The 24,948-nt window shown below is 70.7% G+C and carries 26 protein-coding genes; 17 read left to right on the forward strand and 9 right to left on the reverse strand.

Going from position 1 to position 24,948, the window contains the following annotated elements:
• Nucleotides 1–39: 39 nt before the first annotated feature.
• Nucleotides 40–1,257 (forward strand): thiolase family protein, encoded by a 1,218-nt coding sequence (locus BLQ91_RS37605; RefSeq protein ID WP_090105024.1) that lies wholly within the window; start codon nucleotides 40–42, stop codon nucleotides 1,255–1,257.
• Nucleotides 1,254–3,362, forward strand: a complete 2,109-nt coding sequence (locus tag BLQ91_RS37610; RefSeq protein WP_090105025.1) for a 3-hydroxyacyl-CoA dehydrogenase NAD-binding domain-containing protein — start codon at nucleotides 1,254–1,256, stop codon at nucleotides 3,360–3,362. Before BLQ91_RS37605 ends, BLQ91_RS37610 begins: the two co-directional genes overlap by 4 nt.
• Nucleotides 3,363–3,408: 46 nt before the next feature.
• On the opposite strand, the gene BLQ91_RS37615 is transcribed toward BLQ91_RS37610, so the two are convergent.
• The 3 genes from BLQ91_RS37615 to BLQ91_RS37625 all read right to left on the reverse strand — a co-directional run bounded on the left by BLQ91_RS37615 (nucleotide 3,409) and on the right by BLQ91_RS37625 (nucleotide 4,695).
• Complete coding sequence (locus tag BLQ91_RS37615; protein WP_090105027.1) at nucleotides 3,409–3,726, reverse strand: hypothetical protein; 318 nt, start codon at nucleotides 3,724–3,726, stop codon at nucleotides 3,409–3,411.
• Nucleotides 3,727–4,009: 283 nt separating this feature from the next.
• Nucleotides 4,010–4,420, reverse strand: a complete 411-nt coding sequence (locus BLQ91_RS37620) for a type II toxin-antitoxin system VapC family toxin (RefSeq protein WP_090105029.1) — start codon at nucleotides 4,418–4,420, stop codon at nucleotides 4,010–4,012.
• Nucleotides 4,408–4,695, reverse strand: a complete 288-nt coding sequence (locus BLQ91_RS37625) for a type II toxin-antitoxin system Phd/YefM family antitoxin (RefSeq protein WP_090105031.1) — start codon at nucleotides 4,693–4,695, stop codon at nucleotides 4,408–4,410. Before BLQ91_RS37625 ends, BLQ91_RS37620 begins: the two co-directional genes overlap by 13 nt.
• Before the next feature lie 72 nt (nucleotides 4,696–4,767).
• Between BLQ91_RS37625 and BLQ91_RS37630 the strand changes: the two genes are divergently transcribed.
• Nucleotides 4,768–5,481 carry a DUF72 domain-containing protein gene (locus tag BLQ91_RS37630; protein ID WP_090105033.1) on the forward strand — a complete coding sequence of 238 codons (714 nt, stop codon included), beginning with the start codon at nucleotides 4,768–4,770 and terminating at the stop codon, nucleotides 5,479–5,481.
• On the opposite strand, the gene BLQ91_RS37635 is transcribed toward BLQ91_RS37630, so the two are convergent.
• Complete coding sequence (locus tag BLQ91_RS37635; RefSeq protein ID WP_090105036.1) at nucleotides 5,447–6,733, reverse strand: FAD-dependent monooxygenase; 1,287 nt, start codon at nucleotides 6,731–6,733, stop codon at nucleotides 5,447–5,449. The two genes, BLQ91_RS37630 and BLQ91_RS37635, sit on opposite strands and share 35 nt — an antisense overlap.
• Nucleotides 6,730–7,290 carry a PadR family transcriptional regulator gene (locus BLQ91_RS37640; RefSeq protein WP_090105040.1) on the reverse strand — a complete coding sequence of 187 codons (561 nt, stop codon included), beginning with the start codon at nucleotides 7,288–7,290 and terminating at the stop codon, nucleotides 6,730–6,732. The genes BLQ91_RS37635 and BLQ91_RS37640 overlap by 4 nt, the downstream gene beginning before the upstream one ends.
• A 70-nt stretch (nucleotides 7,291–7,360) precedes the next feature.
• Between BLQ91_RS37640 and BLQ91_RS37645 the strand changes: the two genes are divergently transcribed.
• Entirely contained in the window at nucleotides 7,361–9,079 is a 1,719-nt protein-coding gene (locus BLQ91_RS37645; protein ID WP_090105042.1) for a glycoside hydrolase family 5 protein, read from the forward strand.
• Here BLQ91_RS37645 and BLQ91_RS37650 read toward each other — a convergent pair.
• A complete protein-coding gene (locus BLQ91_RS37650) occupies nucleotides 9,034–9,783 on the reverse strand; it encodes an arylamine N-acetyltransferase family protein (protein ID WP_090105044.1) in 750 nt (249 codons plus the stop codon). The genes BLQ91_RS37645 and BLQ91_RS37650 overlap by 46 nt on opposite strands.
• Before the next feature lie 17 nt (nucleotides 9,784–9,800).
• Between BLQ91_RS37650 and BLQ91_RS37655 the strand changes: the two genes are divergently transcribed.
• The 6 genes from BLQ91_RS37655 to BLQ91_RS37680 all read left to right on the forward strand — a co-directional run bounded on the left by BLQ91_RS37655 (nucleotide 9,801) and on the right by BLQ91_RS37680 (nucleotide 17,380).
• Nucleotides 9,801–10,610 (forward strand): DUF72 domain-containing protein, encoded by an 810-nt coding sequence (locus BLQ91_RS37655; protein WP_090105046.1) that lies wholly within the window; start codon nucleotides 9,801–9,803, stop codon nucleotides 10,608–10,610.
• 37 nt (nucleotides 10,611–10,647) lie between these two features.
• Nucleotides 10,648–11,004 (forward strand): peptidase inhibitor family I36 protein, encoded by a 357-nt coding sequence (locus BLQ91_RS37660; protein WP_090105048.1) that lies wholly within the window; start codon nucleotides 10,648–10,650, stop codon nucleotides 11,002–11,004.
• A gap of 155 nt (nucleotides 11,005–11,159) precedes the next feature.
• Nucleotides 11,160–13,526: an AAA family ATPase gene (locus BLQ91_RS37665; RefSeq protein ID WP_090105050.1), complete on the forward strand. Its 2,367-nt coding sequence runs from the start codon at nucleotides 11,160–11,162 to the stop codon at nucleotides 13,524–13,526.
• A complete protein-coding gene (locus tag BLQ91_RS37670; protein ID WP_143023022.1) occupies nucleotides 13,523–13,939 on the forward strand; it encodes a hypothetical protein in 417 nt (138 codons plus the stop codon). Before BLQ91_RS37665 ends, BLQ91_RS37670 begins: the two co-directional genes overlap by 4 nt.
• Nucleotides 13,917–14,753, forward strand: coding sequence for a metallophosphoesterase family protein (locus BLQ91_RS37675; RefSeq protein ID WP_090105054.1), 837 nt, complete (start codon nucleotides 13,917–13,919; stop codon nucleotides 14,751–14,753). Before BLQ91_RS37670 ends, BLQ91_RS37675 begins: the two co-directional genes overlap by 23 nt.
• Nucleotides 14,750–17,380 carry an AAA family ATPase gene (locus BLQ91_RS37680; protein WP_090105056.1) on the forward strand — a complete coding sequence of 877 codons (2,631 nt, stop codon included), beginning with the start codon at nucleotides 14,750–14,752 and terminating at the stop codon, nucleotides 17,378–17,380. Before BLQ91_RS37675 ends, BLQ91_RS37680 begins: the two co-directional genes overlap by 4 nt.
• Here BLQ91_RS37680 and BLQ91_RS37685 read toward each other — a convergent pair.
• The gene (locus BLQ91_RS37685; protein WP_090105058.1) at nucleotides 17,361–17,756 is read right to left on the reverse strand and encodes a very short patch repair endonuclease; all 396 of its coding nucleotides are present in this window, start codon (nucleotides 17,754–17,756) and stop codon (nucleotides 17,361–17,363) included. The genes BLQ91_RS37680 and BLQ91_RS37685 overlap by 20 nt on opposite strands.
• 110 nt (nucleotides 17,757–17,866) lie before the next feature.
• On the opposite strand from BLQ91_RS37685, the gene BLQ91_RS37690 reads away from it, so the two are divergent.
• From BLQ91_RS37690 to BLQ91_RS37710, 5 genes are all read left to right on the forward strand, one after another.
• Nucleotides 17,867–18,499 (forward strand): hypothetical protein, encoded by a 633-nt coding sequence (locus tag BLQ91_RS37690; RefSeq protein WP_090105060.1) that lies wholly within the window; start codon nucleotides 17,867–17,869, stop codon nucleotides 18,497–18,499.
• Between the two features lie 115 nt (nucleotides 18,500–18,614).
• The gene (locus tag BLQ91_RS37695) at nucleotides 18,615–19,514 is read left to right on the forward strand and encodes a helix-turn-helix domain-containing protein (RefSeq protein ID WP_090105062.1); all 900 of its coding nucleotides are present in this window, start codon (nucleotides 18,615–18,617) and stop codon (nucleotides 19,512–19,514) included.
• A 21-nt stretch (nucleotides 19,515–19,535) separates the two neighbouring features.
• A complete protein-coding gene (locus BLQ91_RS37700; RefSeq protein WP_143023023.1) occupies nucleotides 19,536–20,651 on the forward strand; it encodes a hypothetical protein in 1,116 nt (371 codons plus the stop codon).
• A 21-nt stretch (nucleotides 20,652–20,672) separates the two neighbouring features.
• A complete protein-coding gene (locus BLQ91_RS37705; RefSeq protein ID WP_090105066.1) occupies nucleotides 20,673–21,800 on the forward strand; it encodes a hypothetical protein in 1,128 nt (375 codons plus the stop codon).
• A 63-nt stretch (nucleotides 21,801–21,863) separates the two neighbouring features.
• Nucleotides 21,864–22,772, forward strand: a complete 909-nt coding sequence (locus BLQ91_RS37710) for a hypothetical protein (RefSeq protein WP_090105068.1) — start codon at nucleotides 21,864–21,866, stop codon at nucleotides 22,770–22,772.
• Here BLQ91_RS37710 and BLQ91_RS37715 read toward each other — a convergent pair.
• Nucleotides 22,745–23,473 carry a Rossmann-fold NAD(P)-binding domain-containing protein gene (locus BLQ91_RS37715; protein ID WP_245734249.1) on the reverse strand — a complete coding sequence of 243 codons (729 nt, stop codon included), beginning with the start codon at nucleotides 23,471–23,473 and terminating at the stop codon, nucleotides 22,745–22,747. The genes BLQ91_RS37710 and BLQ91_RS37715 overlap by 28 nt on opposite strands.
• 160 nt (nucleotides 23,474–23,633) lie before the next feature.
• On the opposite strand from BLQ91_RS37715, the gene BLQ91_RS37720 reads away from it, so the two are divergent.
• Nucleotides 23,634–23,993, forward strand: coding sequence for a nucleotide pyrophosphohydrolase (locus BLQ91_RS37720; protein ID WP_090105073.1), 360 nt, complete (start codon nucleotides 23,634–23,636; stop codon nucleotides 23,991–23,993).
• Entirely contained in the window at nucleotides 23,990–24,580 is a 591-nt protein-coding gene (locus BLQ91_RS37725) for an LURP-one-related family protein (RefSeq protein ID WP_245734251.1), read from the forward strand. Before BLQ91_RS37720 ends, BLQ91_RS37725 begins: the two co-directional genes overlap by 4 nt.
• Here BLQ91_RS37725 and BLQ91_RS41910 read toward each other — a convergent pair.
• Nucleotides 24,577–24,741 (reverse strand): hypothetical protein, encoded by a 165-nt coding sequence (locus BLQ91_RS41910; RefSeq protein ID WP_176960171.1) that lies wholly within the window; start codon nucleotides 24,739–24,741, stop codon nucleotides 24,577–24,579. The two genes, BLQ91_RS37725 and BLQ91_RS41910, sit on opposite strands and share 4 nt — an antisense overlap.
• Nucleotides 24,742–24,948: the final 207 nt, after the last annotated feature.

The following is a 24,948-nucleotide window of genomic DNA, read 5'->3' on the forward strand; positions in this document are numbered from 1 at the left end:
GGAGTGGACAGAGTTGTCACCACAAGTGGAGGAGACGCCGTGGCCGCACCAGCAGCGCCGGCACGCGTTCGGAACGTGGTCTTCGTCGACGGCGTCCGCACGCCGTTCGGCAAGGCCGGCCCCAAGGGGATTTTCGCCGAGACCCGTGCCGACGACCTCGTCGTGAAGGTCATCCGTGAGCTGCTGCGCAGGCACCCCGAGCTGCCGCCGGAGCGCGTCGACGAGGTCGCCATCGCGGCGACCACGCAGATCGGCGACCAGGGCCTGACGATCGGCCGGACCGCGGCGCTGCTCGCGGGCCTGCCGAAGTCGGTGCCCGGCTACGCCGTCGACCGCATGTGCGCCGGCGCGATGACCGCCGTCACCACGGCGGCGAGCGGCATCGCGTTCGGCGCCTACGACGTCGTCATCGCAGGCGGCGTCGAGCACATGGGCCGCCACCCGATGGGTGAGGGGGTCGACCCGAACCCGCGCTTCCTGTCGGACAAGATCGTCGACCCGAGCGCGCTGGTCATGGGCCAGACCGCGGAGAACCTGCACGACAGGTTCCCGGAGATCACCAAGGACCGCGCGGACACGTACGCCGCGGCCTCGCAGGCCAAGTACGCGGCCGCGCTGGCCGCGGGCAAGATCGGCCCGGAGCTCGTGCCGGTCGCGACCCGCTCGGCGGAGAACGGCTGGGGCCTCGCGACGGCCGACGAGCCGCCGCGTCCGGGCACCACGGTCGAGGACCTCGCCAAGCTCAAGACGCCGTTCCGCCCGCACGGCCGGGTCACCGCGGGCAACGCGGCCGGTCTGAACGACGGCGCGACCGGCTGCATCCTGGCCGACGAGGACACCGCGAACGAGCTCGGCCTGCCGATCGGCATGCGCATGGTCGGCTACTCGTTCCTGGGCGTCGACCCGTCGGTCATGGGCGTCGGCCCGGTGCCCGCGACGGAGAAGGCCCTGCAGCGCGCGGGCCTGTCCATCGAGGACATCGGCCTGTTCGAGATCAACGAGGCGTTCGCCGTCCAGGTGCTGGCGTTCCTCGACCACTTCAAGATCGCCGACGACGACCCGCGCGTGAACCAGTGGGGCGGCGCCATCGCGACCGGTCACCCGCTGGCCTCGAGCGGCGTGCGGCTGATGACGCAGCTCTCGCGTCAGTTCGCCGAGCGTCCGGACGTCCGTTACGGCCTCACCACCATGTGCATCGGCATCGGCATGGGTGGAACGGTCATCTGGGAGAACCCGAACTGGAGTGGCGACAAGTGACCATCACCGCTGAGGAAGCAAAGGCGATCTTCCCCGACGAGGTCGTCACCCACGCCAAGACGCGCCTGATCGACGTTCCCGGCCTCGACAAGCCGGTCGCGTTCATCACGATCGACAACGGCCTGGACCACACCCGCCCGTCGACGTTCGGCCCGCAGTCGCTCGTGTCGCTCGGCGCGGCGTTCGACGAGGCCTATGCGGCGAAGCCCGTCGCCATCGCGGTGACCGGCAAGCCGTTCATCTTCGCCGTGGGCGCGGACCTGTCCGCCGTCGAGCAGGCCACCGACCGCTCGCAGGGCGTGACGATCGGCAAGCTCGGCCACGACGTCTTCAAGAAGTTCACCGACTCGGACATCCCGACCTTCGCCTTCGTCAACGGCGCGGTCATGGGCGGTGGCCTCGAGCTCGCGCTGTCGTGCCACTACCGCACGCTCGCGTCGAACGCGGCCGCGATCGCGCTGCCCGAGGTGTTCCTCGGGCTGTTCCCGGGCTGGGGCGGCACGCAGCTGCTGCCGAACCTGATCGGCGCCAACGACGCCGTGACGGTGATCTTCGAGAACGCACTCAACCAGAACAAGATGCTCAAGCCGGCCGACGCGCTGAAGCTCGGCATCGCGGACGTGCTGTTCGACTCCGCCGACTACCTGGAGCAGTCGCTGCTGTGGCTGTCCGGTGTGGTGCGCGGCGAGATCACCGTGCCCCGCAGGGAGATCGACCGCGGCGAGGCGTGGGACGCCGCCGTCGCGCGTGCCAAGGGCATCGTCCACGGCAAGACCAAGGGCGCGGCGCCCGGCGCGCAGAAGGCGCTGGAGCTGCTCGAGCTGGCGCGCGAGAACGACCTCGAGAAGGGCTACGCCGCCGAGACCGAGGGCCTCGCGGACCTCGTCATGAGCGACGAGCTGCGCGCGGGCCTGTACTCGTTCAACCTGGTGCAGAAGCGCGCGAAGCGCCCGGCCGGCGCTCCGGACAGGTCGCTGGCGCGCAAGGTCACCAAGGTCGGCGTCGTCGGTGCCGGCCTGATGGCCTCGCAGATGGCGCTGCTGTTCCTGCGCCGCCTGCACGTGCCGGTCGTGCTCACCGACATCGACCAGGCGCGCGTGGACAAGGGCGTCGGCTACGTCCACGCCGAGGTCGACAAGCTCGCGGGCAAAGGCCGCATCTCGCCCGACGAGGCCAACCGCCTCAAGGCGCTGGTGTCGGGCTCGCTCGACAAGGCCGCGTTCGCCGACGCCGACTTCGTGATCGAGGCCGTGTTCGAGGACCTCGCCGTGAAGCAGCAGGTGTTCGCCGAGGTCGAGGAGCACGTCTCCGCCGAGGCGATCCTGGCCACGAACACGTCGTCGCTGTCGATCACGGACATGGCGTCGAAGCTCAAGCACCCCGAGCGCGTCGTGGGCTTCCACTTCTTCAACCCGGTCGCGGTCATGCCGCTGCTGGAAATCGTGCGCGCCGAGCAGACCGACGACGCCACCCTGGCGACGGCGTTCGCGGTCGGCAAGCAGCTCAAGAAGTCCTCGGTGCTCGTGAAGGACGCGCCCGCGTTCGTCGTGAACCGCCTGCTGACCCGCTTCATGGGCGAGGTCATCAAGTCGGTCGACGAGGGCACCTCCTTCGAGGTCGCCGACAAGGCCACCGAGCCGCTCGGCCTGCCGATGTCGCCGATGATCCTGCTGCAGCTCGTCGGTTCCGCCGTCGCGCTGCACGTGTCGGAGACGATGCACGGCGCGTTCCCGGACCGCTTCTCCGTGTCCGAGAACATGAAGAAGTTCGTCGCCGCGGGCAAGACCGCCGTGTGGCAGTGGGACTCCACGGGCGCGCAGACGGTCGACCCCGAGGTCCAGGCGCTCTGGGAGTTCGGCTCGACGCCGCTCACCGGTGACGAGGTGAAGAACCGCGCGCTGGAGGCCCTGGCCGAGGAGATCCGCATCATGCTCGACGAGGGCGTGGTCGCGGAGGCGCAGGACATCGACCTGTGCATGCTCCTCGGCGCCGGATGGCCGTTCTGGCTGGGCGGCATCACGCCATACCTGGACCGGACGGGCATCTCGGAGAAGGTGACCGGCAAGCGGTTCCTGGCGCCCGGTGTGGCGTCCGTGCCCGCCTAGTCGTTCAGGAGTGCGAAGCCCCGGCTCTCCCGACGGAGCCGGGGCTTCACTCCGTTTCGGGCAGGTACTGCTCCGCGCTGCCGTCCTGGCGGATGAAGTAGGCGTCGATGTTCGTCGCGCGCAGCGTCACCTCGGACCCGGCCACCAGGTCGCGGTAGCGCAGCAGGTCCGGCAGCCCGATCGCGACGGTGTCGAACGGGTGCGTCTGGCGCAGCATCAACGACTTGCGCAACGCCTCGCTGAACGCTCTGCGGGGCGACTCGTCGTGCTCGGGTACCTCCACCAGCGCGCCCGTGAGGTGCCGTTCGAGAGCGGCTCGCACGTGGTTCGCCGTTCCCCACGCCGCGATGTCCGTGACAGTCATGTGTGAGGTATCGGGAAAAATCGCGAGAGCATTAGCAGTCGGGGTGTTTTCGATCAGGTGATGTTCTCCCGTCCCGCGACCGGAGCGGACCCGGTGCGGGCGGGAGGACGTCCCGGCACGCTCCTGGTGCCGGTCGCCCCGTGCGAGGACATCGGCGTGGAGCACCTGGAACGAGTGCGTGAATGTCGTCGCGATCACCCCGAAGCGCCTGGCTCGCGGCACGAACCCGATCCCGGCGCTGCTGCTCCTGGGCGGCGCGCGTCCGTCACTTCTTCCTCGGCGCTCAGACCCGGTGGATCGGCACGACCTCGACGAGCCGTTCGACGTCCTTGAAGTCCTTGACGTTCATCGTCAGCACCGGCATGTTCGCGACCGCCGCCGTGGCCGCGATCTGCAGGTCCATCCGCCGCGGCCGGGGTGAGCGGCCGGCACGGCGCACCAGCGAGGCCATCTGCCCGTAGACCTTGGCCTCCTCCACGCCGAACGGCAGCACCTCGAACGTCTGCAGCGCCGCGTAGTACCGCTCGGTGCGCGCGAACCGCTCCACGGGGTCCTCGGTGTCGAGCCCGAACGCCAGCTCCGCGATCGTGACGGCGCTCAGGAACGGCTGGGCGTGGACGTACTCGCCGAGGTTCGCCCGCTCGAGCCGGATCAGCACACAGGTGTCGAGCAGGCAGCGCCTCACCTCTGCCACGGGTCTTCCAGCGGGTCGTCCGCGCCGAACACCTCGTCGGCGGCGCGGCGGTCGGCCTCCCAGCGGTCGGCGTCGACCGGGGGCAGGGTGCCGAACAGCACCTGGACGTCACCGAGCGGCGGCCTGGACACGGCTTCCTCCCGGTACGGCGAGAGCTGCGCGACCGGCTTGTTGTTGCGGGTGACGACGAAGCTCTCCCCCGCCTCGACGCGACGCATGATCTCCGCGTTGTCGTTGCGGAGCTCACGCTGCCCGATGGCTTTGAGCTGCTGCATGCCACGAATGTAGCGCAGTTCACCAAAAAGTGCTACGGAGTAGCTACAGGCTCGCCCGGCTACCCGGACGGAATGATCAGAATCGGCACGTCGGGCTGGCGCTACCCCGAGTGGCGCGACGGCTTCTACCGCTCCGTCCCGCAACGCCGCTGGCTCGGCCACCTCGCCGAGCACGTGCGGACGATCGAGATCAACAGCTCGTTCTACCGGCTCCAGCCGCCGTCGAACTACCGCAAGTGGGTCGCCGAGACGCCGCCGGACTTCGTGTTCGCCGTCAAGGGGCCCAAGCTCGTCACGCACGTCAAACGCTTGCGGGACGTCGAGGACCCCCTGAAGACGTTCTTCGAGTCACTGGCCCTCGGCGACAAGCAGGGCCCGATCATCTGGCAGCTGCCGCCGTCCCTCCGCTTCGACCACGCGGTCCTGCGCGACTTCCTCGCGATGCTCCCGCCGGGCAGGCACGCCCTCGAACCGCGTCACGAGTCGTTCCGCTCAGACACCTACTTCGACCTGCTGCGCGCGCACAACGTTGCTCACGTCGTGTCGGACGCACCGACTTTTCCGTGCATCGAGGCCGTGACGGCTGACTTCGCCTACGTGCGGCTGCACGGGCACGACGAGCTGTACATCAGTTCGTACAGCGACCAGCAGCTCGACGAATGGGCGGAGAAGATCCACGGCTGGGACCGCGACACCTACGTCTACTTCGACAACACGATGCACGGCGCCGCACCGCGCAACGCCCTGGACCTCATGGCCCGGTCCACGTCTCCAGCGCGGCGCTGAGCGTCGCCGGATCCGCCGCCCACGCGACGTGGCCGTCCGGCCGGACGAGCATCCCGCCGTCGTCCGGCAGGAGCACCGGCCGTGCGGGACGCAGCAGCTCGGCGACGGACGTCGTCCTGCCGTCCACCACCACGGGGCGGTTGGGCGCGAGCCTGCCGAGCAACGGATGGTCGCCGGGGATGCGCGGGTCGTACCGGGTGTCGAGGCCGGTGACGAGCTCGGCCAGCCGCTTGCCGTTCAGGTCTGTCAGAAGGTCTCGCACCGGTGCGAGGTCCTCACGTCCGAGCATCGATTGTGCGCGGGTTGTGGACAGCACGCGTGCACCTGCCGGGTGCCGCTCGTCGTGGTAGGTCTGCAGCAACCCGTCCGGCGCGCGGCCGGAGACCGTCGCGGCCAGCTTCCAGCCGAGGTTCACCGCGTCCGCCAGAGCCACGTTCACGCCGACCGCCCCGGCCGGTGGGTGGACGTGCGCGGCGTCTCCCGCCAGGACGACCCGTCCGTGGACGTACCGTTCGGCCTGCCGCGCGGCGTCGGAGAACCTGCTCAGCCACAACGGCTTTCCCAGCTCGACCGCGCGTCCGAGCCGCGCGGCCAGCAGTTCCCGGACGTACTCGAGCTCGACGGGACCGGAGCGCGGCTCCGGCTCGTCGAGCACGATCCGCACGTAGCCGGGCCGTGGCAGCACGAACACCTCGCCGGTCGCGAGCGCGTCGTAATCGGCCTCGACGTCCGCGATCAGCCCGTACGACGACGCGTCCACGCCGGGGAACGCGATGCCGGCACGGTTGCGCACCACGCTACGGCTGCCATCGCACCCGACCAGGTACGAGAAGCGCCGGCGCTCACCACCGACGACGACGTCGATCCCGTCGGAGTCCTGCGCGAGGTCGACGACCTCCTGTCCCCAGCGCACCCGCACCCCGAGCTCGGCGAGCCACTCCTCCAGCAGTTCCTCGACGCGGTTCTGGGCGATGCCGAGCGTGTACGGGTGGTCGGTGTCCATGACCGACAGGTCGAGGAACACGCCGGGCAGGAACATCCCGTACGGCACCGCGGGCCCCTCGGCGAGGAACCGGTCGACGATCCCGCGCCGGTCGAGCAGTTCCAGGCTGCGGGCGGACAACGTGAACCCGCGTGGGTGCGACCGGCGCCGCACGGCCGCGTCCACCACCTCGACCTCGACCCCGGCGAGCGCGAGCTCGGCCGCCGCCATCAGCCCCGCCGGTCCCGCTCCGGCCACCAGCACCGTCATCGCGCCTCCTCCGGCCAGGCGAGCCGCCCGGACTCGACGTCGCCGACGACCTCCTCGACCCACGCGAGCTCGGCCTCCGCCATCCGGACCGCGTACTCGACCTCGACCACGAACAGCCTCGGCACCTGTTCCAGCGCGTCCCGGTGCCCGGCGCGCATCTCCCCCAGCGACGCCCGCAGCCGGTCCGCGCGTTCCCGCAACGCCGCCACCGCGCCGGCCGGCCCGAGAGCGCCCAGGTAGCTGACGGCGGAGAGGAACTTCGGGAACTCCGCCTGCGGCTCGCGCACGAGCCGGTCGACCCAGCGGGTGAACTCCTCCCGCCCGGCCGCGGTGAGCCCGTAGACCGTCCGCTCCGGCCGCGCACCGACCTTCACGGTCTCGCGCGCCTCGATCCAGCCTTCCCGCACGAGCGCACGCACCACGTCGTAGAGCGAGCCCGTCGTGACTTTGAAAGCTCGGTCCAAGCCGCGTTCCCGCAACGTCGCCGCCATCGCGTGCGGGTGCAACGGCGATTCCAGCAACAGCCCCAGCACCGCCATACCCAGCGGATTCTTCATCACTCGACTCCGATCGCTCGGATTCGAGTATTTGTGCCGCGAACCCTGGTGTCAACTAGCCTGCTCAGACATGAGAACGATTCGCGTCTTAGCTCCCCTGCTGCTGGCCGCGAGTCTCGTGGCCCCCGTGCAAGCGCACGCGGAGGAGGCGACCTGGACCGGCCCCCTGAGCACGAGGGGCCGGTGGATCGTCGACGCCCACGGCGACCGCTTCAAGCTCAAGTCCGGCAACTGGCACGGTGCGAGCGGCACCTACAACGGTTCCGGCGACGTCAACGACCCCGCCAACCACCACGCCGGCGAGAAGGCGGACCAGGTCCCGCTGGGCCTCGGCCGCACCACCCTGGCGACGATCATCAGCGGTTTCCAGGAGATCGGCGTCAACAGCGTCCGGCTGCCGTTCTCCAACCAGATGATCAGGGACACCACCCCCGTCACCGGCCTGAAGGACGCGCGGCTCAACGGCAAGCGGCCGCTGGAGGTCTACGACGCGGTCGTGGCCGAGCTGACGCGCAACAACCTCGCCGTGATCCTCAACAACCACACCACGACGTCGCGCTGGTGCTGCGGTGTCGACGGCAACGAGCGGTGGAACACCAGCCAGAGCACCGACCAGTGGATCGCAGACTGGGTGTTCATGGCCGACCGGTACAAGGCCGACAAGCGGGTCGTCGGCGCGGACCTCTACAACGAGGTGCGCCGCACCGTCTGGGACGACCCGAACTGGGGCTGGGGCAACGACCACGACTGGCACAAGGCCTCGCAGCAGGCCGCGAACCGACTCCAGCAGGTCGCGCCGGACCTGCTCGTGATCGTCGAGGGCATCAACTGGACCGGCATCCCGGCCGACGGCTTCCCGCACGGCCGGCCGACGCTCGAACCCGCGCGGTTCCTCAGCCACACGATCGCGAACCCCGGGAAACTGGTCTACAGCGCCCACTTCTACGGCTACACCGGCCCGAACCACAGCGGCGCGACGGGAATCGGTGAGACGACCGACCCGCGTTACCAGGACCTGTCACCGCAGGAGCTCACGGATGTCCTGCAACGCCAGGCGTTCTTCATCACCGAGGCGCAGAAGCACTTCACGGCGCCTTTGTGGATCAGCGAGTTCGGCGTCGGCGGCATCGACGAGTCGAACCAGAAGGCGCGCGCCTGGTTCGAGCGGTTCGTCGACCAGCTGATCGAGCAGGACACCGACTTCGCCTACTGGCCGCTGGTCGGCTTCCACACCAACCGTTCCGGCAACAGCTGGGCGTTGCTGCGCTGGGACGCCGCCGGGAACCGCATCAGCGTCAACGACGGCGACGACTGGCGCGCGAGCGCGTGGAACCGGCTCGTGAACGCGTCAGGCCGCACCGGGCAGATCCCGCGCGAGACCCGGTGGAACATGCTCCTCGAGGAGTCGTGCCCGCAGAGCGAGAAGCTCGCCGGCGTCAGCCACACCGGCAACCGCGGCCTGTGCGTCAGCGGTCCACAGTGGAGCGGCACGACCCGGGTCACGAACGAGCGGCACGTGACCACCGACTGGGCGCGCGGCTACACGAAGCTCCAGTGCCCCCACGGCGACGCGGCCGTCGGCTACGCGAACTCCACCCTCGTCTGCGCGCCGATCGCGGGCGGATCGACCACCCGCGTCGTGTGGTTCGACCGCGGGGACAACCGCCCGGACCTCGGCGGTGACTGGGCGAACGGGCACTACAAGGGCCAGTGCGCGCAGGACGAGCACGTCGCCGGTGTCGCCTACAACTGGCGCAGGACGCCGGACGCGCTGCTCTGCCGGAAGTGACTCCGCGGGAACTCGATGGCGAAGTGCTCCCGGAAAGCGGCCGCGGGGTCCTCGACGTCGGTCGAGGTCTTGCGGCCGTTCTCGGTCACCACGACCTTCCGGTCGGTCACGGTGATCCGCCCGCCCGGTGTCGCGCGCGTCGCCATCGGGCCCTTGCGGAAGTGCGACTCCGGTGAGGTCTGGTGCCACCAGCAGGTGGGCACGAACTCGGCCAGCTCCCGCGGCCTGCGCTCCACCCGGTACACGGGCGCGCCGTCCTGGAACACGTCCACGTCGTCGCCGTTGTCCCGCAGCCGGAACACGCCGGCCGGGTCCTCCTGGTCGTCCCGCGACGTCCACGACAGCGGGTGCAGCGAGAACGCCCCGAAGCCGACGTCCACCAGCCACGCACCGTCCACGAGCAACACCAGGTGGTCGAACGGCGGCCCGAGCCGCTGCTCCGCGCCGTACGCCCGCGCCGCCAGGAGCGCGACCTCGTGCCCCAGGTCGCGCAACAGCTCCGCGAACAACCCGTTGACCTCGTAGCAGAACCCGCCACGGCGCCGTTCGACGATCTTCTCGTGCAGCCACGGGATCTCCAGGACGATCCTGGTGCCCATGTGGATGTCGAGGTTCTCGAACGGAACGCTCAGCAGGTGCCGCTCCTGCAACTCGGCCAACGACGACGTGCGCGAGGCACCGATGCGCTGTAGGTACGCGTCCACCGTGCCACGATAACCGCATGGGTGACGTCAAGATCGGCACTTCTGGATGGGTGTACCCGCCGTGGCGCGGCGTGTTCTACCCCAAGGGCGTCACGCAGAAGCGCGAGCTGGCCTACCTGAGCCGGCAACTGGGCTCCGTGGAGATCAACGGCTCGTTCTACTCGCTGCAACGCCCGTCGAGCTACCGGAAGTGGGCCGCCGAGACCCCGGACGACTTCGTGTTCGCCGTCAAGGGAAGCCGCTTCATCACGCACATGAAGCGCCTCAAGGACGGCAACGAGCTCCTCTCGAACTACCTCGCCTCCGGCGTCCTCGCCCTGGGTCCGAAGCTCGGCCCGATCCTCTGGCAGCTCCCGCCCACGCTGCGGTTCGACGCCGACCTGCTCACCGGCTTCTTCGAGGGCCTCCCCCGCACCACCACCGAGGCCGCCGAGATCGCCGAACGGCACGACCACCGCGTCGACCCGGCCCACACCACCACCGACGCCGAACGGCCGATGCGCCACGCCCTCGAGATCCGCCACGAGAGCTACCACACGCCGGAGTTCATCGACCTGCTCAAACGGCACGACATCGCGCTCGTGGTCGCGGACGCCGCCGGCAAGTACCCGCTGATCGAGGAGGTCACCAGCGACTTCGTCTACGTCCGGCTGCACGGCCACGACGAGCTCTACGTCAGCGGCTACACCGACGAGGGCCTCGACATGTGGGCGGAGAAGGTCCGGGCGTGGGCGCGGCACGGTGACGTGTACGTCTACTTCGACAACGACGCGAAGGCCTACGCGCCGCGCGACGCGAAGGGCCTCCAAGATCGTCTGGCCGAGTGACCCGAATGGACCCACACTCCTTGGCGGAGGTGCGTCCATGCCGTCGAAGAGCCTCATCACCGCCCTGGTGATCACCGCGGGCGCGGTTGCCTGCAGTGGGATCGCTGTAGCGCAGAGTGACAAGAGCTGTGACAAGGGCGAGTTTTGCGTGTGGTCGGGACCTGACTACACCGGCGCTGTGCAACGCCTCGACTTGGAGACCGCAAACCCCGGCGAGTGCATCACGCTCAAGATCGTCGGCAAGTCCTTCGTTAACCGCCTGAGCAGGGACGCGACCGTCTACCAACGCGAGAACTGCTCCACCGAGGCCGAGTTCACCACCTACCCCCGGCACGGCACCTACGTGCCCGACGCGTACTTCGTGGTCCGGGGGCTCGAGGTGTGGGGACCATAACGACGACGGCTTACTTTAGTCACCCTATGTAACACCACCCGATCGTGTGAGTACTCGTCAGTAGCTCTCGTTTGGTGCCTAAGTTGCCGCCCTATCGAGTGGTGGCAGCTGGAGGAAACGTGACCGTGGCGGGTGAAGCCGGGTTACTCGAACTGATGGCCGGGAGACTGGCCAAAGACGATCTCACCCCACGTGCGGCAGAACTGGTGCTGGCGGCGTGCCGTGGCGGCGGAGCGCTGGACCGCGCCCTCGCCGGCGTGCCCGACCGGCAGGAGGCCCCGCGGGAGCAGACCGACGGCCCCGGTCACGGGATCTACCTGTCGGAGATCCGCGTGCGCGGTTTCCGGGGCATCGGCCCCCGGGCACGCCTGCCGCTGGCACCGGGTCCCGGCCTGACCGTCGTGACCGGGCGCAACGGCTCGGGCAAGTCGAGCTTCGCCGAGGCCGCGGAACTGGCGCTGACCGGCTGCAACGCGCGCTGGACCCACGCCAGGCACGACGTGTGGCTCCAGGGCTGGCGCAACCTGCACCAGCCCGACACCGCCGTCGAGCTGGACCTCGTGCAGGCCGCGCGGCCGGGCCGGACGACGATCCGAAGACGCTGGGCGCCGGGCGAGGACCCCGCGCAGGGCGAGTGGACGCAGGACGACGAGCCGTTCGACGACCGCAGGTGGCACGACGCGCTGGAGACTTATCGGCCGTTCCTGCCGTACAGCGAGCTGGGGACCGTTCTCGACGCACAGCCAGAAGACCTCTACGAGGCGATGCACCGCCTCTTGGGCCTGGAAGCGATCACCGAGGCGCAGCAGGCGCTCGCCGACCACCGCAAGCGCCTCGCCGAGATCGTCGCCCGCCCCTACGACCGGCGTGAACGCGTGCGGGTGGAGCTGGTGGCGTCCCCGGACGAACGCGCCCGCCGCGCCGCCGAGCTGCTCGGCAGCGATTGCCCCGATCTCGACGCGATCGCGGACCTCGCGCTGCGCGCCGACGTGGGCAGCGGGACCAGCCTCCTGCACCGGATCGCGGACATCCCGCTGCCGCCCGACGACGAGGTGGCCAGGGTTCGCGACGCGCTCGACCAGGCGCTCGGCGCGGTCACCGTCGTCGCGACCGACAACGCGCAGGACTCGTTGCGCTCCAGCGAGATCCTGCGGCTCACGATCCAGCTGCAGGAGTCCGGCGGCACCCGGACGTGCCCGGTGTGCGACCTCGGCAGGCTCGACGGCCACTGGCTCGGCAAGGCCCGCAAGCGCGCCGAGCACCTCGCGAAGGCCGCCGCGCAGCTGCACGGCGCCGCGGACCGCCTGGACGTGGCGGTCGCGGCGGCCCGGGCGTTGTGCCAGCCGGCGCCCGAGGTGCTGTCCGAGACGCAGGACGTGCTCGACACGACGGGCGTGCTGCGGGCTTGGCAGGCGTGGGAGGCGTGCGCCTCGGTCGACGACCCGGTGCGGTTGCGGCGGGAGGTGTTCGACCGCCACGCGGAGCTGGCCCAGGCCGTGGAGCAGCTGAAGTCCGTGGCACGGGAGCAGATCGACCGCCGCGACCTCGTGTGGCGGCCGATGGCGATCGCGTTGTTCGAGTGGCACTCCCAGGCGCAGCAGGCGCTGGCGGACAGCGAGGTGCTCGCCGACGTCACCGAGGCGGAGAACTGGATCCGCAAGACCGCGGCCACGCTGCGGTCCGAGCGCATCGCGCCGTTCGCCAAGGAGTCGCAGCGGATCTGGCAGCGGCTGCGCCAGCAGAGCAACGTCGGCCTCGGCGCGGTGCGGCTCGGCGGCACCCGCAACGTCGAGCTGGACGTGTCGGTCGACGGCGTCTCGAACTCGGCGCTCGCGGTGATGAGCCAGGGAGAGCTGCACTCGCTGGGGCTCGCGCTGTTCCTGCCGCGCGCCGTGGTCGACGAGAGCCCGTTCCGGTTCGTGATGATCGACGACCCGGTGCAGGCGATGGACGCGTCCAAGGTGGACGGTCTGGCGCAGGTGCTCGCCGATGTCGGCCTCACGCGCCAGGTCGTGGTCTTCACGCACGACGAACGGCTGGTGGAGGCGTTGCGGCGGTTGCGGCTCAGCGGAACCGTCTGGGAGGTCTGCCGCGGCGAGGAGTCCGTCGTGCAGGTGCGGATGTCCGACGACCCCGTCGGCCGGTGCCTGAACGACGCCCGGTCGATGCGCGGTGACGCGGACCTGCCGGACGCGTTGCGGGCCGAGCTCGTGGCGTCGTGCTGCCGCGCGGCCCTGGAAGCGGCGTCGCACGCCCGGTTCCGGCGCGAACGGCTCGAGAGCGGCATGCCGCACGCCGAGGTCGAACGCGTGCTGGAGTGCGCGCTGACGACCAGGCAGAAGCTCGCCTTGGCCGTGCTCGACGACCACGCGGAGGCGGCGGAGCTGCTGCCGCACCTGGAGGACGTCGTCGGTTCGTGGGCGGTGGACCTGCTGCGGGCGTGCCGCGTCGGCGGCGAGACCGGCGATCTGGACGTGCTGATACGGGACGCCGAACTGCTGGCGGGGTGGCTGCGGCGATGACTCTTCCCCCTGACGTGCAGGACCGGCTGACCTGCGTCGCGAACCTGCTGGCACGCCCCGGGCAGCTCGACGGCGTGCGGATCCGGTGCAGTGCCGAGCTGCTGCGCACCGCGGTGGAGCGGTCGGTGGCCCGCGCGTGCGGCGTCGGGAACTCCGACGAACCCGTGCACGCCCTGCTGATCAGCCTTCCGTCCCATGTGGACGCTGATGTGGCACATGACGTCTCCCAGCTGTGGCACGCGTTGAGCCGTGCGGTCCGCCAGCACGGTTACGAGCTGACCCCGACCGTCGCGGAGCTGGCCGGCTGGCACGCCGACATCGCCAACGTGTGCGCGGTCCTCCAGCCACCCCTGACCCTGTCCGGCACCATCGACCTCGCTGAAGGCACCGGTGAAACTGCTGCTGTTCGCTGACCTGCACCTGGACACGCGCTTCCCCAGCGCGGGACCGGTGCGGCGCAAGGCCTTGCGCGACACGCTGGAGCGCATCGTCGACCTCGCCCAGGAGTCGGAGGTCGACGCGGTGCTCTGCGCCGGCGACCTGTACGAGCAGGACCGCTGCGCCCCCTCCACGGCCTCGTTCCTGCGGTCGGTGTTCGACTGCCCGGTGCCGGTGTTCCTGGCTCCCGGCGACGACGACCGGTACGGGCCGCGGTCGGTCTACCAGCAGGTGGACTGGACGCCGAACGTGCACGTGTTCTCGTCCGAGGAGCTGTCGCCCGTGGAACTCGCCGACGGCGTCACGCTGTGGGGCGCCGCGCACGTCGGACCCGGTCCCGCGCGGGACGTGCTGGACGGGTTCGCGGTCACCCGCGGCGGCGTGAACCTGGCCCTGTGCCACGGTTTCCCGCCCTGCGACGTTGCGATCACGGGGCTGGACCACGCGTTCCTCGGACACGTGCACACCCCGGAGCACGCCGCGCGGTACACGTTCCCCGGTAACCCGGACCCGCTGACGCCGGGCGAGACCGGTGAGCGCGGAGCCGTTCTGTGCACGGTGAACGAGGACGGCTCGGTGTCGCGCGAGGTGGTCGACGTGTCCGCGTCGAGGGACCTCGACTGGCTGGACCACGAGAAGGCGTTCCCGTTGCCGGACTTCGACTCCGTCGCCGCCGAACGCACCGTGCGCGGCCAGTTCGTGCGCGACGTGCTCGCGGACCCGTCGCTGGAGACCACCGTGCGCGGCCGGGTGCTCGCGACCGGGCTGCGGGCGCTGGAGGGCCGATGAGGATCGAGTCGGTCACCGCGCACGCCTTCGGGCCGCTGCACGACCGCACGCTGCCGCTGGCGCCCGGCCTGACCGTGGTGTCGGGCGTGAACGAGTCGGCGAAGTCGTCCTGGCACGCCGCGATCCGCGCCGCGCTGTGCGGCGAGCCGTCGTCGCGGCACCGGCCGTGGCACGGCGAGTCGTGGCGGGTGGCGGCCATGCTGTCGCTGGAGTCCGGTGAGGTCGTGGCCGTGGACCGCGACCTGAACGACGACTCGGCCCCGGACGTCTCCCGGCGGCTCGGGCTGGACCGCACGTCGTTCGCCGCGACCGCGTGCGTCGACCAAGCGCAGCTGCTGACTGTGCTGGACTCAGCGGACGGCCTGCGGGACCACCTGCGCCGTGCCGCGGCGACCGCCGGCACGGACGGCACCGTGGAGCAGGCGTTGCGACGGCTGACCGTGCCGGTGGAGGCGGTGCAGGACGCGCGGAACCGCTTGCGGGAAGCCGAAACCGGCCTGGCCGCGGCTCGTCGTGAGCACGCCCGTTACCTGGAGCTGTCCGCGCAGGCGCGGTCCGCTTCCGCCGCTCGCGCGCGTCTCGCCGTGCGGGAGCACGCCGCCTTTCTCGACGAGCTGTCTTCCCACATGACGCGGCTGAACAGCTTGCAGGAGCGCTTCGGCGACTCCCCGCCGTCCGGGCTGGCGGAGCAGGAAGCGCTGGCGCGTCTGGTGAACCGCGCGCTGGCCGCGTGGCGGGCCGCGCCGACTCCTCGTGCGCTGACGGGCTCGTCGGCGGCGAGTCTGGAAGCCGAGCTCGAGGCGCTGCCGGGGCTCCCCGTCGGCGAGACCGCCCTGGACGACGACCTCCGCGTCGTGGCCTCGGCCCACGCGACCGCTTCCGCTGTCGCCGCGGCCCACCGCGAGCGCCGCCCGTCGCCGCCGACCAGCGCCGAACCGTCCGTGCTGCGGGGTCTCGCGACACGCCTGGACCCGTCCTGCGGCGCCCGCCTGACCACCGCGTCGATCGACGTCGACCACGCCCGCCAGGTCCAGGACGAGGCCGCGGTGAACGCGGCCAGGTCCCAGGTGGAGGCGGACGTGGCGGCGGCGCGCGTGCAGGAGATCCCGGTGCCGAACCCGCTCCTGCGCAACGCCCTCCTCGCCCTGAGCTGCCTGACGACGCTGGTGGGCCTGCTGCTGTTCCTGACCGGCCGGCACCCGGCCGCCGCCGGGGTCCTCGTCGCCGCACTGGTGGCCGGCGTCGGCGGTGCCCTGTCCCGCGACAACGGGCCCGAGCGCGAGGCGGCGGTGACCTTCGCCGCCGAACGCGCCGCCGCCGCGAACCGGGCGCGCGGCGTCCTGTTCACCGCGGACCGCGCCTTGGCCGAGGCCGAGGGCCAGCGCGCCGTGGCGGCCGAGGCCTGCCGGGCCCACGACGAGGCCGTGGCCGGGTGCGCCGCTCTCGGCATCCCAGCGGACCGCGAAACCCTGTGGCGCTTGGCGAACCGCGCGGCGTGGGAGGCCGAACACGCCGACCTGCTGTGCGAGGTGGCCCGCACCGAGAAGGCCGTCCGGGTGGAACTGGCCGCCCGCGGCAAGACCGACCCGTCGATGTCCGTCGCGGACCTGCTGGTCGACTACGAGACCGACTGCAAGGTGCGCGCCCGGCAGGCGTCGATGGCCGCCGGGCGCCCGAGGCTGGTCCAGGCACTGGCGGACCGCCGCCTGGCCGAAGCCACCGTCGCCGAGGCCGCCGCCGCCCACACCCAGGCCCTCGACCTGCTGCGCGAGGCCGTGACCGCGATCGGCCGCACCGGCGACCGCCCCGAGGACCTGCTGCGCGCGATCGCCGAATGGCAACGCGGCTGGGACCGCGTGCTCCGCGAAGCGGAAGACGAACGCAACGCGTGGGCCGAACTCCAGACGTTGCTGGCCAACGGCACCCTGGACGACCTGGAGGCGACGCTCTCCGCGGCCAAGACCCGCCACGCCACCCTGCTCGAAGCCGCCGCCCGCTACGCGGCCTGTCCCCCGGTCGCCCCGTCCCTGGCGGCGTCCGCGGACTCACTGGCCGCGACCGTGGCCGAACTGGCCCGCTGTCTGCCGAGCGTCCCGGACGCCGAGGAGGCCGTGGAGACCGCCACCGCCGTGCTGGCGGAAGTGACCGCCGAGGTGGAAGCCGTCGACCTCGCCTCCCGCTACCTGACCGCGGCCCGCGAGAAGGTGCACAGCACCATCACCCCGGCCCTGGAGGACACGCTGCGCACCTGGCTGCCCACCATCACCGAGGGCCGCTACGTCGACGCCGCCGTGGACCCGTCGTCCCTGACCGTGCGCGTCTGCACGGCCTCCGACACGTGGCACCAGGCCTCGCGGCTGTCCCTGGGCACCGCCGAGCAGGTCTACCTGCTGCTGCGCGTGGCCCTGGCCCAGCACCTGTCCACCGAACCGTGCCCGCTGCTGCTCGACGACGTCACCGTGCAGGCCGACGACGTCCGCACCCGCGCCGTGCTCGACCTGCTGCTGCAGCTGTCGGCGGACCGGCAGATCGTGGTGTTCGCGCAGGACGCCGTGGTAGCGGAGTGGGCTCGGGAGCGGTTGGGTGAGCGGGACGCGTTGCACGAGCTCACCCAGGTGGCGGCTTAGCCGGGAGAGCGGTCACCAGGGCGAGGACCCGGTCGGCGACGTCGTCCGGGTCCTCGTGCTCCCACACGCGCACGACGCGCCAGCCGGCAGCCGTGAGCTGCACGTCCGTGTCCCGGTCGCGCACGACCACGCCGTGCAGCTTCACACGCCACCACTCGCGGTTCGCCTTCGGCAGCTGGCCGTGCTCCGGGCACGAGTGCCAGAAACAACCGTCGACGAACAACGCGATCCGGGCGCCGCGCAGCAGCACGTCCACCCGCCTGCGTTTGTTCGTCCCCGGCGGCGCGACGTCCACGAGGTAACGCAGCCCGCGGCGGTGCAACGCCCGCCGCACCGCCATCTCCGGCGCGGTGCCCGTGCGGCGGGTCCGGCGCATGCCTGCGCAGTCGCCTCCGAGGTGGCCGGCGGGGCGGGACCGGCGTCGACGTAGCGGTACACGACCCGCAGTCTCCCGGAATTGTCAGACCCCGCGGTTACCGTCGACCCATGACCAACGCCGCCTTCCGCAAGCGCACCCCCACCGCCGAAGAGCAGCTCGGCGACCTCGGCCTGCGCCTCGAGGTCCTGGACCGCGCGATCGCCGCCGGGATCGACGCCCGCGCCGCCTCACCGCCGTTCGGGCCGACCAACGCGCCCGGCCTGCTCGACTGGATCCACCGGGTCGGCACGCTGCGGCAGCTCTTGGCCGAGGAAGGCTGGCAGCGCCTCGACCACTGGAACGCGGGGCTGGTCCGGCACCCGTCGCGGCCGATCCTGCTCGGCACGCTGCAGGGCAACCGGGGCACGGGGTCGCCCGACGCGCCGCTGCGCAGCGACTACGCGAAGGGGCCCGCCATCGCGGCGATGATGCGGGACAACGACCACGACCAGTTCGCGCTGTTCGAGAACGTGCGCAACGAGGGCTTCAAGCTGTGGTTCCTCGTCACGTACGCGCTGCAGCTGGAGGACCGGCTCGTCGTGTTGCGCGAGGTGTCGCAGCCGGAGCCGACGCCGCAGAACCAGATCATCGAGCGGTGGGCGCACCGGATCTCGTTGCCGCCGATGGAGTTCGCACAGACCAGAACGCTCAATATGGACGGTCCGGAGGAGGTGGACTTCCCGATCGCGCTCCGGCGGTGACGGCCGGGGCGACTTCGCTACCGGCACCCGCGGAGCGGCGTGGGACCGCAGGTCCGGCGGTCCCGGCAGGACCCGCCTGGCAGCCCGGTGAGCCAGCAGCGACAATGACCGGATCATGCTCACGCCCTCGCGACTCACGCTTGCCCGCACCCGGCGCGGTCTCACCGTGGCTGAGCTGGCGCACAAGTCGGGTGTGCAGGCGCGGGCCATCGGCGAGTACGAACGCGGGGTGCGCACGCCGCTGCCGGCCACGGTCGAGTCGCTGGCGGGAGCGCTGGGGTTCCCGACCGGGTTCCTGATGGCCGACGAACCGCCGCGGCCGCAGAACGCGCCGCCGGACGAGCAGGTCACGGCAGCCGCGCAGCTGGCGATCGAGTTCAACGGGTGGCTGGAGCGCCTGTTCGTGCTGCCGCAGCCGGACCTGCCGCCGCCGCGAACGTCTCCTCAGGGCACGCGGGACGCGTGGCGGCTCGCGGACTGGCCAGCGCCGAACATGGTGCAGTTGCTGGAGTCGCACGGTGTGCGGGTGTTCTCGTTGCCGGTCGACTGTGCCGGGCACGAGGCGTTCTGCTGCTGGCACAACGGGACACCGTTGCTGTTCCTCGACCCCTCGTCGACGCCCGAGCAGGCGCGGTTCGACGCGGCGGTGCAGCTCGCGGTGCTCCTCGGGCACGACGAACCCCGCGAGTTCGCGGCCGAGTTCCTGATGCCGCAGCGGCAGTTGCCCGGCACCGACCACCGGCACTGGCACGTGGGCCGTGAGCAGTTCACGAGGTGGGCGAACGTCCACAGCCTCGTGGAGGGCGGCATGACGCGGCGCGAGAGCTCGAAGCTGCTCACCAAGGTGTTCAGGGTGCTGCGTGAGAACGGCACGACGCCGGCGCACGTGGCCAAGGCGCTCCACCTCGGACTGGAAGAGCTCAACGGCATGGTGTTCGGGCTTGTGCTGACAGCACTGCCAGGTGGTGGAGAACCAGGACCCGGAGGACGGGCACGCCTTACCCTGGTCCACTGATCAAGTCCTGGGGACCACATGATGTTCTTGCGGTATCTCGTCGCGCTGCCGTTGATCCTGACCAGTTACGTCGGCGTGCCGTTCGTGTACCTGACGTTGTCGTCGCAGCTCTTCCGGCGGTCGCTGCCGGGTGGCACGAGCCGGTCTTTCACCACCGGGTTCACCGAGACGTTCACCGACCACATCGGCGGCTTCTGGCCCGTCCCCGTCGCGCTCGTGCTCTTCGCGGCGCTGTGGTGGATGACCACGGCATGGCCTCGGATCGCGTTGCTGCCGTCGGCGCCGCTCGCGCTCACCGGACTGTTCAGCGGGACGGTCGAGAAGACGCTGCTGGCCGTGGCCGCACCTGCGGCGGCGTGGGGGCTTGCGTGGCTCGCGGCGCAGATCGTGTCCTGGCCGCTCACGAGGGATGTGCGGCGCTCGGCCGCCGAGGTCGTCGTCGGACTGCGGGGCGAGGGGCGCTTGCGGGTGCAGTCGCGGCGGCTGTTGCTCGACAAGCTGCCGCCGCCGCTGCACAAGGGGTCGCCGGTGGGCAGGGTCGCGATCCGCTTCGACCGGATCAAGCACGTCGAGGCCGGAGCTGTGCGGACCGCGGCGCAGTGGCGGCTGGCCAACACCAGCGAGCTCACGATCACGCCGGGGCCGGTCCTGCGGATCATCGGCGGCGGGCAGGAGTGGCTGCTGCCGGTCGACGACGCCGAGGCGGCGGCCCGGCTGGTGCTCGAACGGGCCGAGGTGCGCGGCAAGGCAGAACCACGCCCGCCGATGGACAGCAGGCGCTGGACCAGCGCGAAGCACCTGTGGGAGCTCCAGGACGCTCCGGTGCTGCGGCCGAACCCGCAGAAGGTCAAGCACGGCGCGCACCACATGATGCTCGTGCTCAGCGCCCTCACGACGGCGATGGCCGGGTTCGCGGCGTTCCGCATGTTCACCGGCGACTGGACCTTCGTCTTCGGCGTCCTGATCTTCGGTGGTGTCGCCCTGGGCACAGTCCTGTCCTGGGGCTCCATCGGCGCCACGCAGAAGCTCACCGAAGAAAACCCGCGCTCACCACTGGACGAAGATCCCGATCCACACCGGACGCCGGTCACGGGCTGGAGCCCTCGACCGGTCTCCGCGAGCCGCTCGCTGTTCTGATCCGACAACCTGGGGGAAGTCGTGTTGGTCTACCTGCGGTACCTGCTGGCCGCACCGTTCCTGCTCACCGCCGTCGTCGGCGTGCCGACCGGCTACAAGGTGCTCTCGTCCTACCTGTACCGGCGCGAGGTCCGCGACGGCACGTTCGACTGGGCCGGCGAGTTCCGCGATTCCTTCACCCAGATCGCCGTGCTGTGGCCGACGGCGCTGGCGGTCGTGCTGTTCACCGTCTTCTGGTGGATGACGACGGCATGGCCGAAGATCGCGCTGGTGCCGTCGGTGCCCGCCTTGTTCGGCGGCCTGATCTACGGGCTGCTCGACGGCTGGGAGCACGCGGCGGCGGGAGCGGCCGCGCCGGTTGTCGCGTTCGGACTCGCGTGGATCGCCGCGCGGATCGTGGTGCGGCCGGTAAGCGGTTCCGTGCGGCGGTCGGCGGTCGAGGTGGCCGTCGGGCTGCGCGGCGGAGGCCGGTTGCGGATCCAGTCCCGGCGGTTGCTGCTCGACCGGCTGCCTGCGCCGCTGCACCCGATGAGCCCTGTCGGGCGGGTCGCGCTCCGGTTCGACCGGATCCGCGGCGTCGAGGCGGGGGTCGTGCGGACGCCGGCGCAGTGGCGGCTGGCCAATACCAGCGAGCTCACGATCACGCCGGGGCCGGTCCTGCGGATCATCGGCTGCGGGCAGGAGTGGCTGCTGCCGGTCGACGACGCCGACGGGACGGCGCGGATCGTCTCGGAACGGTCGCGGGTGCGCGCGACGCCGGACCCGCGACCGCCGCTCGACAGCGGCCGGTGGTTCCACGCCAAGCTGCTGTGGGGCCTGGCCGGTCAGGAACCGCCGGTCCGCAACACCCAGAAGGTCAACCACGGCAACCGCTGGGCGGCGCTGCTCATCTCCGCGCTCACAACCCCGATGGCGCTCTACTCGGCGTATCGGCTCTTCACCGACGGCTGGAGCTACCTCGTGGGCGTCCTCGTCTTCGGGGTGATCGCCTGGGTCGCGACGCACGTGTGGTTCCGGCAGGGCATCGTCTACAAGCTCACCGAGGAGAACCCGGTGTCGCCGTCGGTCGACGATCCTGATCCGCGCCGAATTCCAGTCACGGGCTGGAGCCCCCAACCCGTGACGCTAGGCCAAATGAGCGATTCGTGAAACGCATCGCCCGGCTTTTCCGACACTGAGAGTGACGGGGAAGCCGAGTCGTGAGGACACCCCATGACGATGCAGCAACGCATGGAGCCTTCGCCTGCCGCGGTCCTGATCGCTGTTGCCGTGCTCGCGCTGGTTCTGACCGTTGCCTTCGGCCCGCTGGGCTTCGTCATCGGCCTCGCGCTCTTCGCGCTCATGTTCGTCGGCAGCAAGAAGCACACCGCCGACCAGATCGTCCCGACGCGGACCCGTTCCCGCCTGCGTCGCCTGTCCACGGCGGGACGGGTCGCGATCGCCGGCGAGGCGCACCACCAGGACGCCATCGCCGAGGTGGCGAGGCACTCCCCGACACTGGACGACGCGGTCCCGGTGACCGCCGTGCTGGTGCCGGAACCGGCGGGCCGGCACGACCTCGCGGCGGTGCGGGTCGACCTGCTGCGCGGGGACGGCTCCGCTGTCACGGTCGGCTACCTGCGCGGCGACCTGGCCGCCGAGTACCAGCCGCTCCTGCTCGAGCTCGCCGAGCGCGGGGAGGTCGGCTCGTGCCCCGCCCGCGTCCTCGGCGGGCGGCGCCCCTACACCGTGCACCTGCACCTCGGCGCCCCTCGGCTCCTGCTGCTCGACCACGAATCACTCGGCACGGCGCTGACGTTGCCCGCCGAGCACCAGGTCGCCGTCGTGGGAGAACCGTCCCACCAGTACGTGCTGCACCGCGTGGTCAACGGCCGCACACCCGTACACGTGATCGCCGAACTCCGCGACAGCCGCATCGCGAAGGGCTCCCACATCGGCGAGCGGACCCTCGAGGTGCTCCTGGAAGGCGAGTCCATCGGCCAGCTCGGCTACGCGACGGGTCTGCGTTACTGCGACACCGCACAGGAATGGCGCACCCGCACCGGGCGCGTGCTCTGCGAAGCTGTGATCACCAACGAGGGCACGCGCGGTCTTCAGGCGAACTTGCTGCTGCCCAGGTAGTCGGCGAACGTCCGCGGCGCTCGTCCGAGCACTCGCCGCACGCCGTCGGAGAGGTGTGCCTCCTCCCCCGTGCGAATGCGCACCAGCAGCATCGTGACGAGATCGGCGATCTCGCCGGGGTAACCGAGCGTGCGCATCGAGGCGACGAACTCCTCCGGCGCGATGTCGTCGTACTGCACGGGCTTGCCCGTGATCTCGGTGATCCGCGCGAGCATCTCGGGGAACGACAGCGCCTCCGGACCGCTCAGCTCGTAGGTCTGCCCGTCGTGGCCGGGCTGCGTCAGCGCGACGAGGGCGACCTCGGCGATGTCGACGACGTCGATGAACGGGTGCACGCCCCCGCCCGCCGGGACTGCCAGCTCCCCGTGCTGGACGGGCGCCGCGAACATGTCCTCGTCGAAGTTCTGCATGAACCAGGTCGGCCGCAGGATCGTCCACTCGACACCGGAGTCCTTGATCGCCGCCTCGAACGGGTCGTCGTCCGGGGCACCGCGCATGGACAACAGCACGAGCCGGGTGACGCCCGACTTCACGGCGAGCGGCACGAACTCGGCCAGGAGCGAAGGGTCCTCCGGCGGCACGACGTAGACGGCGGTCGTGCCGGCGAGGGCGGGCTCCCAGGTGTCCTGATCGGACCAGTCGAACCTGGTGGACGACGACCGGGACGCCGGGCGGGCGGCAGCGCCGAGGAGGTCGGTCACGCGACGGCCGGTCTTGCCAGTGGCACCGAGAACGAGGATGGACGAGGCGTTGATTGCGGTCGATGTTGACATGACTAGAGCTAATCAACGTTGACGCGGACGATCCATGCTTGATCAGCCACCGTCCTTGCTCGTTCGTCCACGTGGTAGTCAGTGGAACATGAGTCACCGTGATCTCGTGGACCTGAGGGACGCCCTGCGGGCGTTCGCCGCTGCCCGCGACTGGGACAGCTACCACACGCCGAAGAACCTGGTCATGGCCTTGTCCGCGGAGGTCGGCGAGCTCACCGACCTCTTCCAGTGGCTGACGCCGGAAGAGGCGAAGGACGCGATGAAGGACCCGGAGCTAGCGTGGAACGTGCGGGACGAGCTTGCGGACGTGATGCACTACCTCACCAGACTGGCGGACAAGCTCAACGTCGACCTCGTCGAGGCCGCGTTCGCCAAAATCGAGCGCAACGAGCGGCGGTTCCCGACCGGGAGCCTCACGCCTGTCGCCGTGGAGAAGGGGGAGCTGTGAATCTCCAGAACGCGCAAGCCCTGCACGTGCACCAGAAGGTCACGTTCATGGTCAACCGCTACGAGGTCTTCGCCGACGACAACGGCAAGCCCGGAGCGCTGGTCGGTTTCGCCGAGCAGAAGCGGTTGAAGATCAAGGAGAAGATCACGGTCTACACGGACTCGTCGAAGAACCAGGTGCTGTTCGAGTTCAACGCCCGCAAGGTGATCGACCTCGGCAGCGGCTACGACGTGACGGACGCCGGCGGCCGGTCCATCGGCCTGTTCCGCAAGAACTTCGCGAAGTCGCTGCTGCGGTCGACCTGGCACCTCGAGCAGCCGGGCTGGGGTCAGACGACAGGAGCCGAGCGGAACGGGTTCCTCGCGGGCTTCCGGCGGCTCTGGCAGTGGATCCCGGTCGTCGGAGACGCGCCGTTCCCCATGCGGTATCACTTCGACTTCACCACGGAGAACGGCGCTCCCGTGTTCAGCGTCGACAAGAAGACCTGGATCCGCGACCACTACCTGATCCGCATCCAGGATCCTGGCGTCGACCGCCGGCTCGTGATCGCTCAGGCCGTGGCGCTCGACGCGCTGCAGTCCCGCTAGAGGTAGGTCAGCAGGAGGAGGATCAGGCACACCAGCAGCACGACGCCGAGCACTGCGGGCAGGAGCGACTGCGAGGACGGCGCGGGCTCGCGGGCGTGCCTGCCCCGCCTCCTGCACGCTCGCCACCGCAATGCTGCCTCCCCTGCCCACTGATCGTTCACGACGATCACGGTAGGGAGGAACAACCCCAGGTTGACGTGCGTCACCCGCTCGCCGGGTCTCATCACCCGGTCAGCCGCTCACCAGGCGCGGGGCCACCTGCACCAATACGTGAAAAGCCCTGCGGGGAGCGCTTGTGGCGCTCAACCCGCAGGGCAAATTAAGTTCGGCGGCGACCTACTCTCCCACACCGTAACCAGTGCAGTACC

The sequence above is a fragment of the Lentzea jiangxiensis genome (assembly GCF_900104175.1).
GTDB classification, from domain to species: domain Bacteria; phylum Actinomycetota; class Actinomycetes; order Mycobacteriales; family Pseudonocardiaceae; genus Lentzea; species Lentzea jiangxiensis.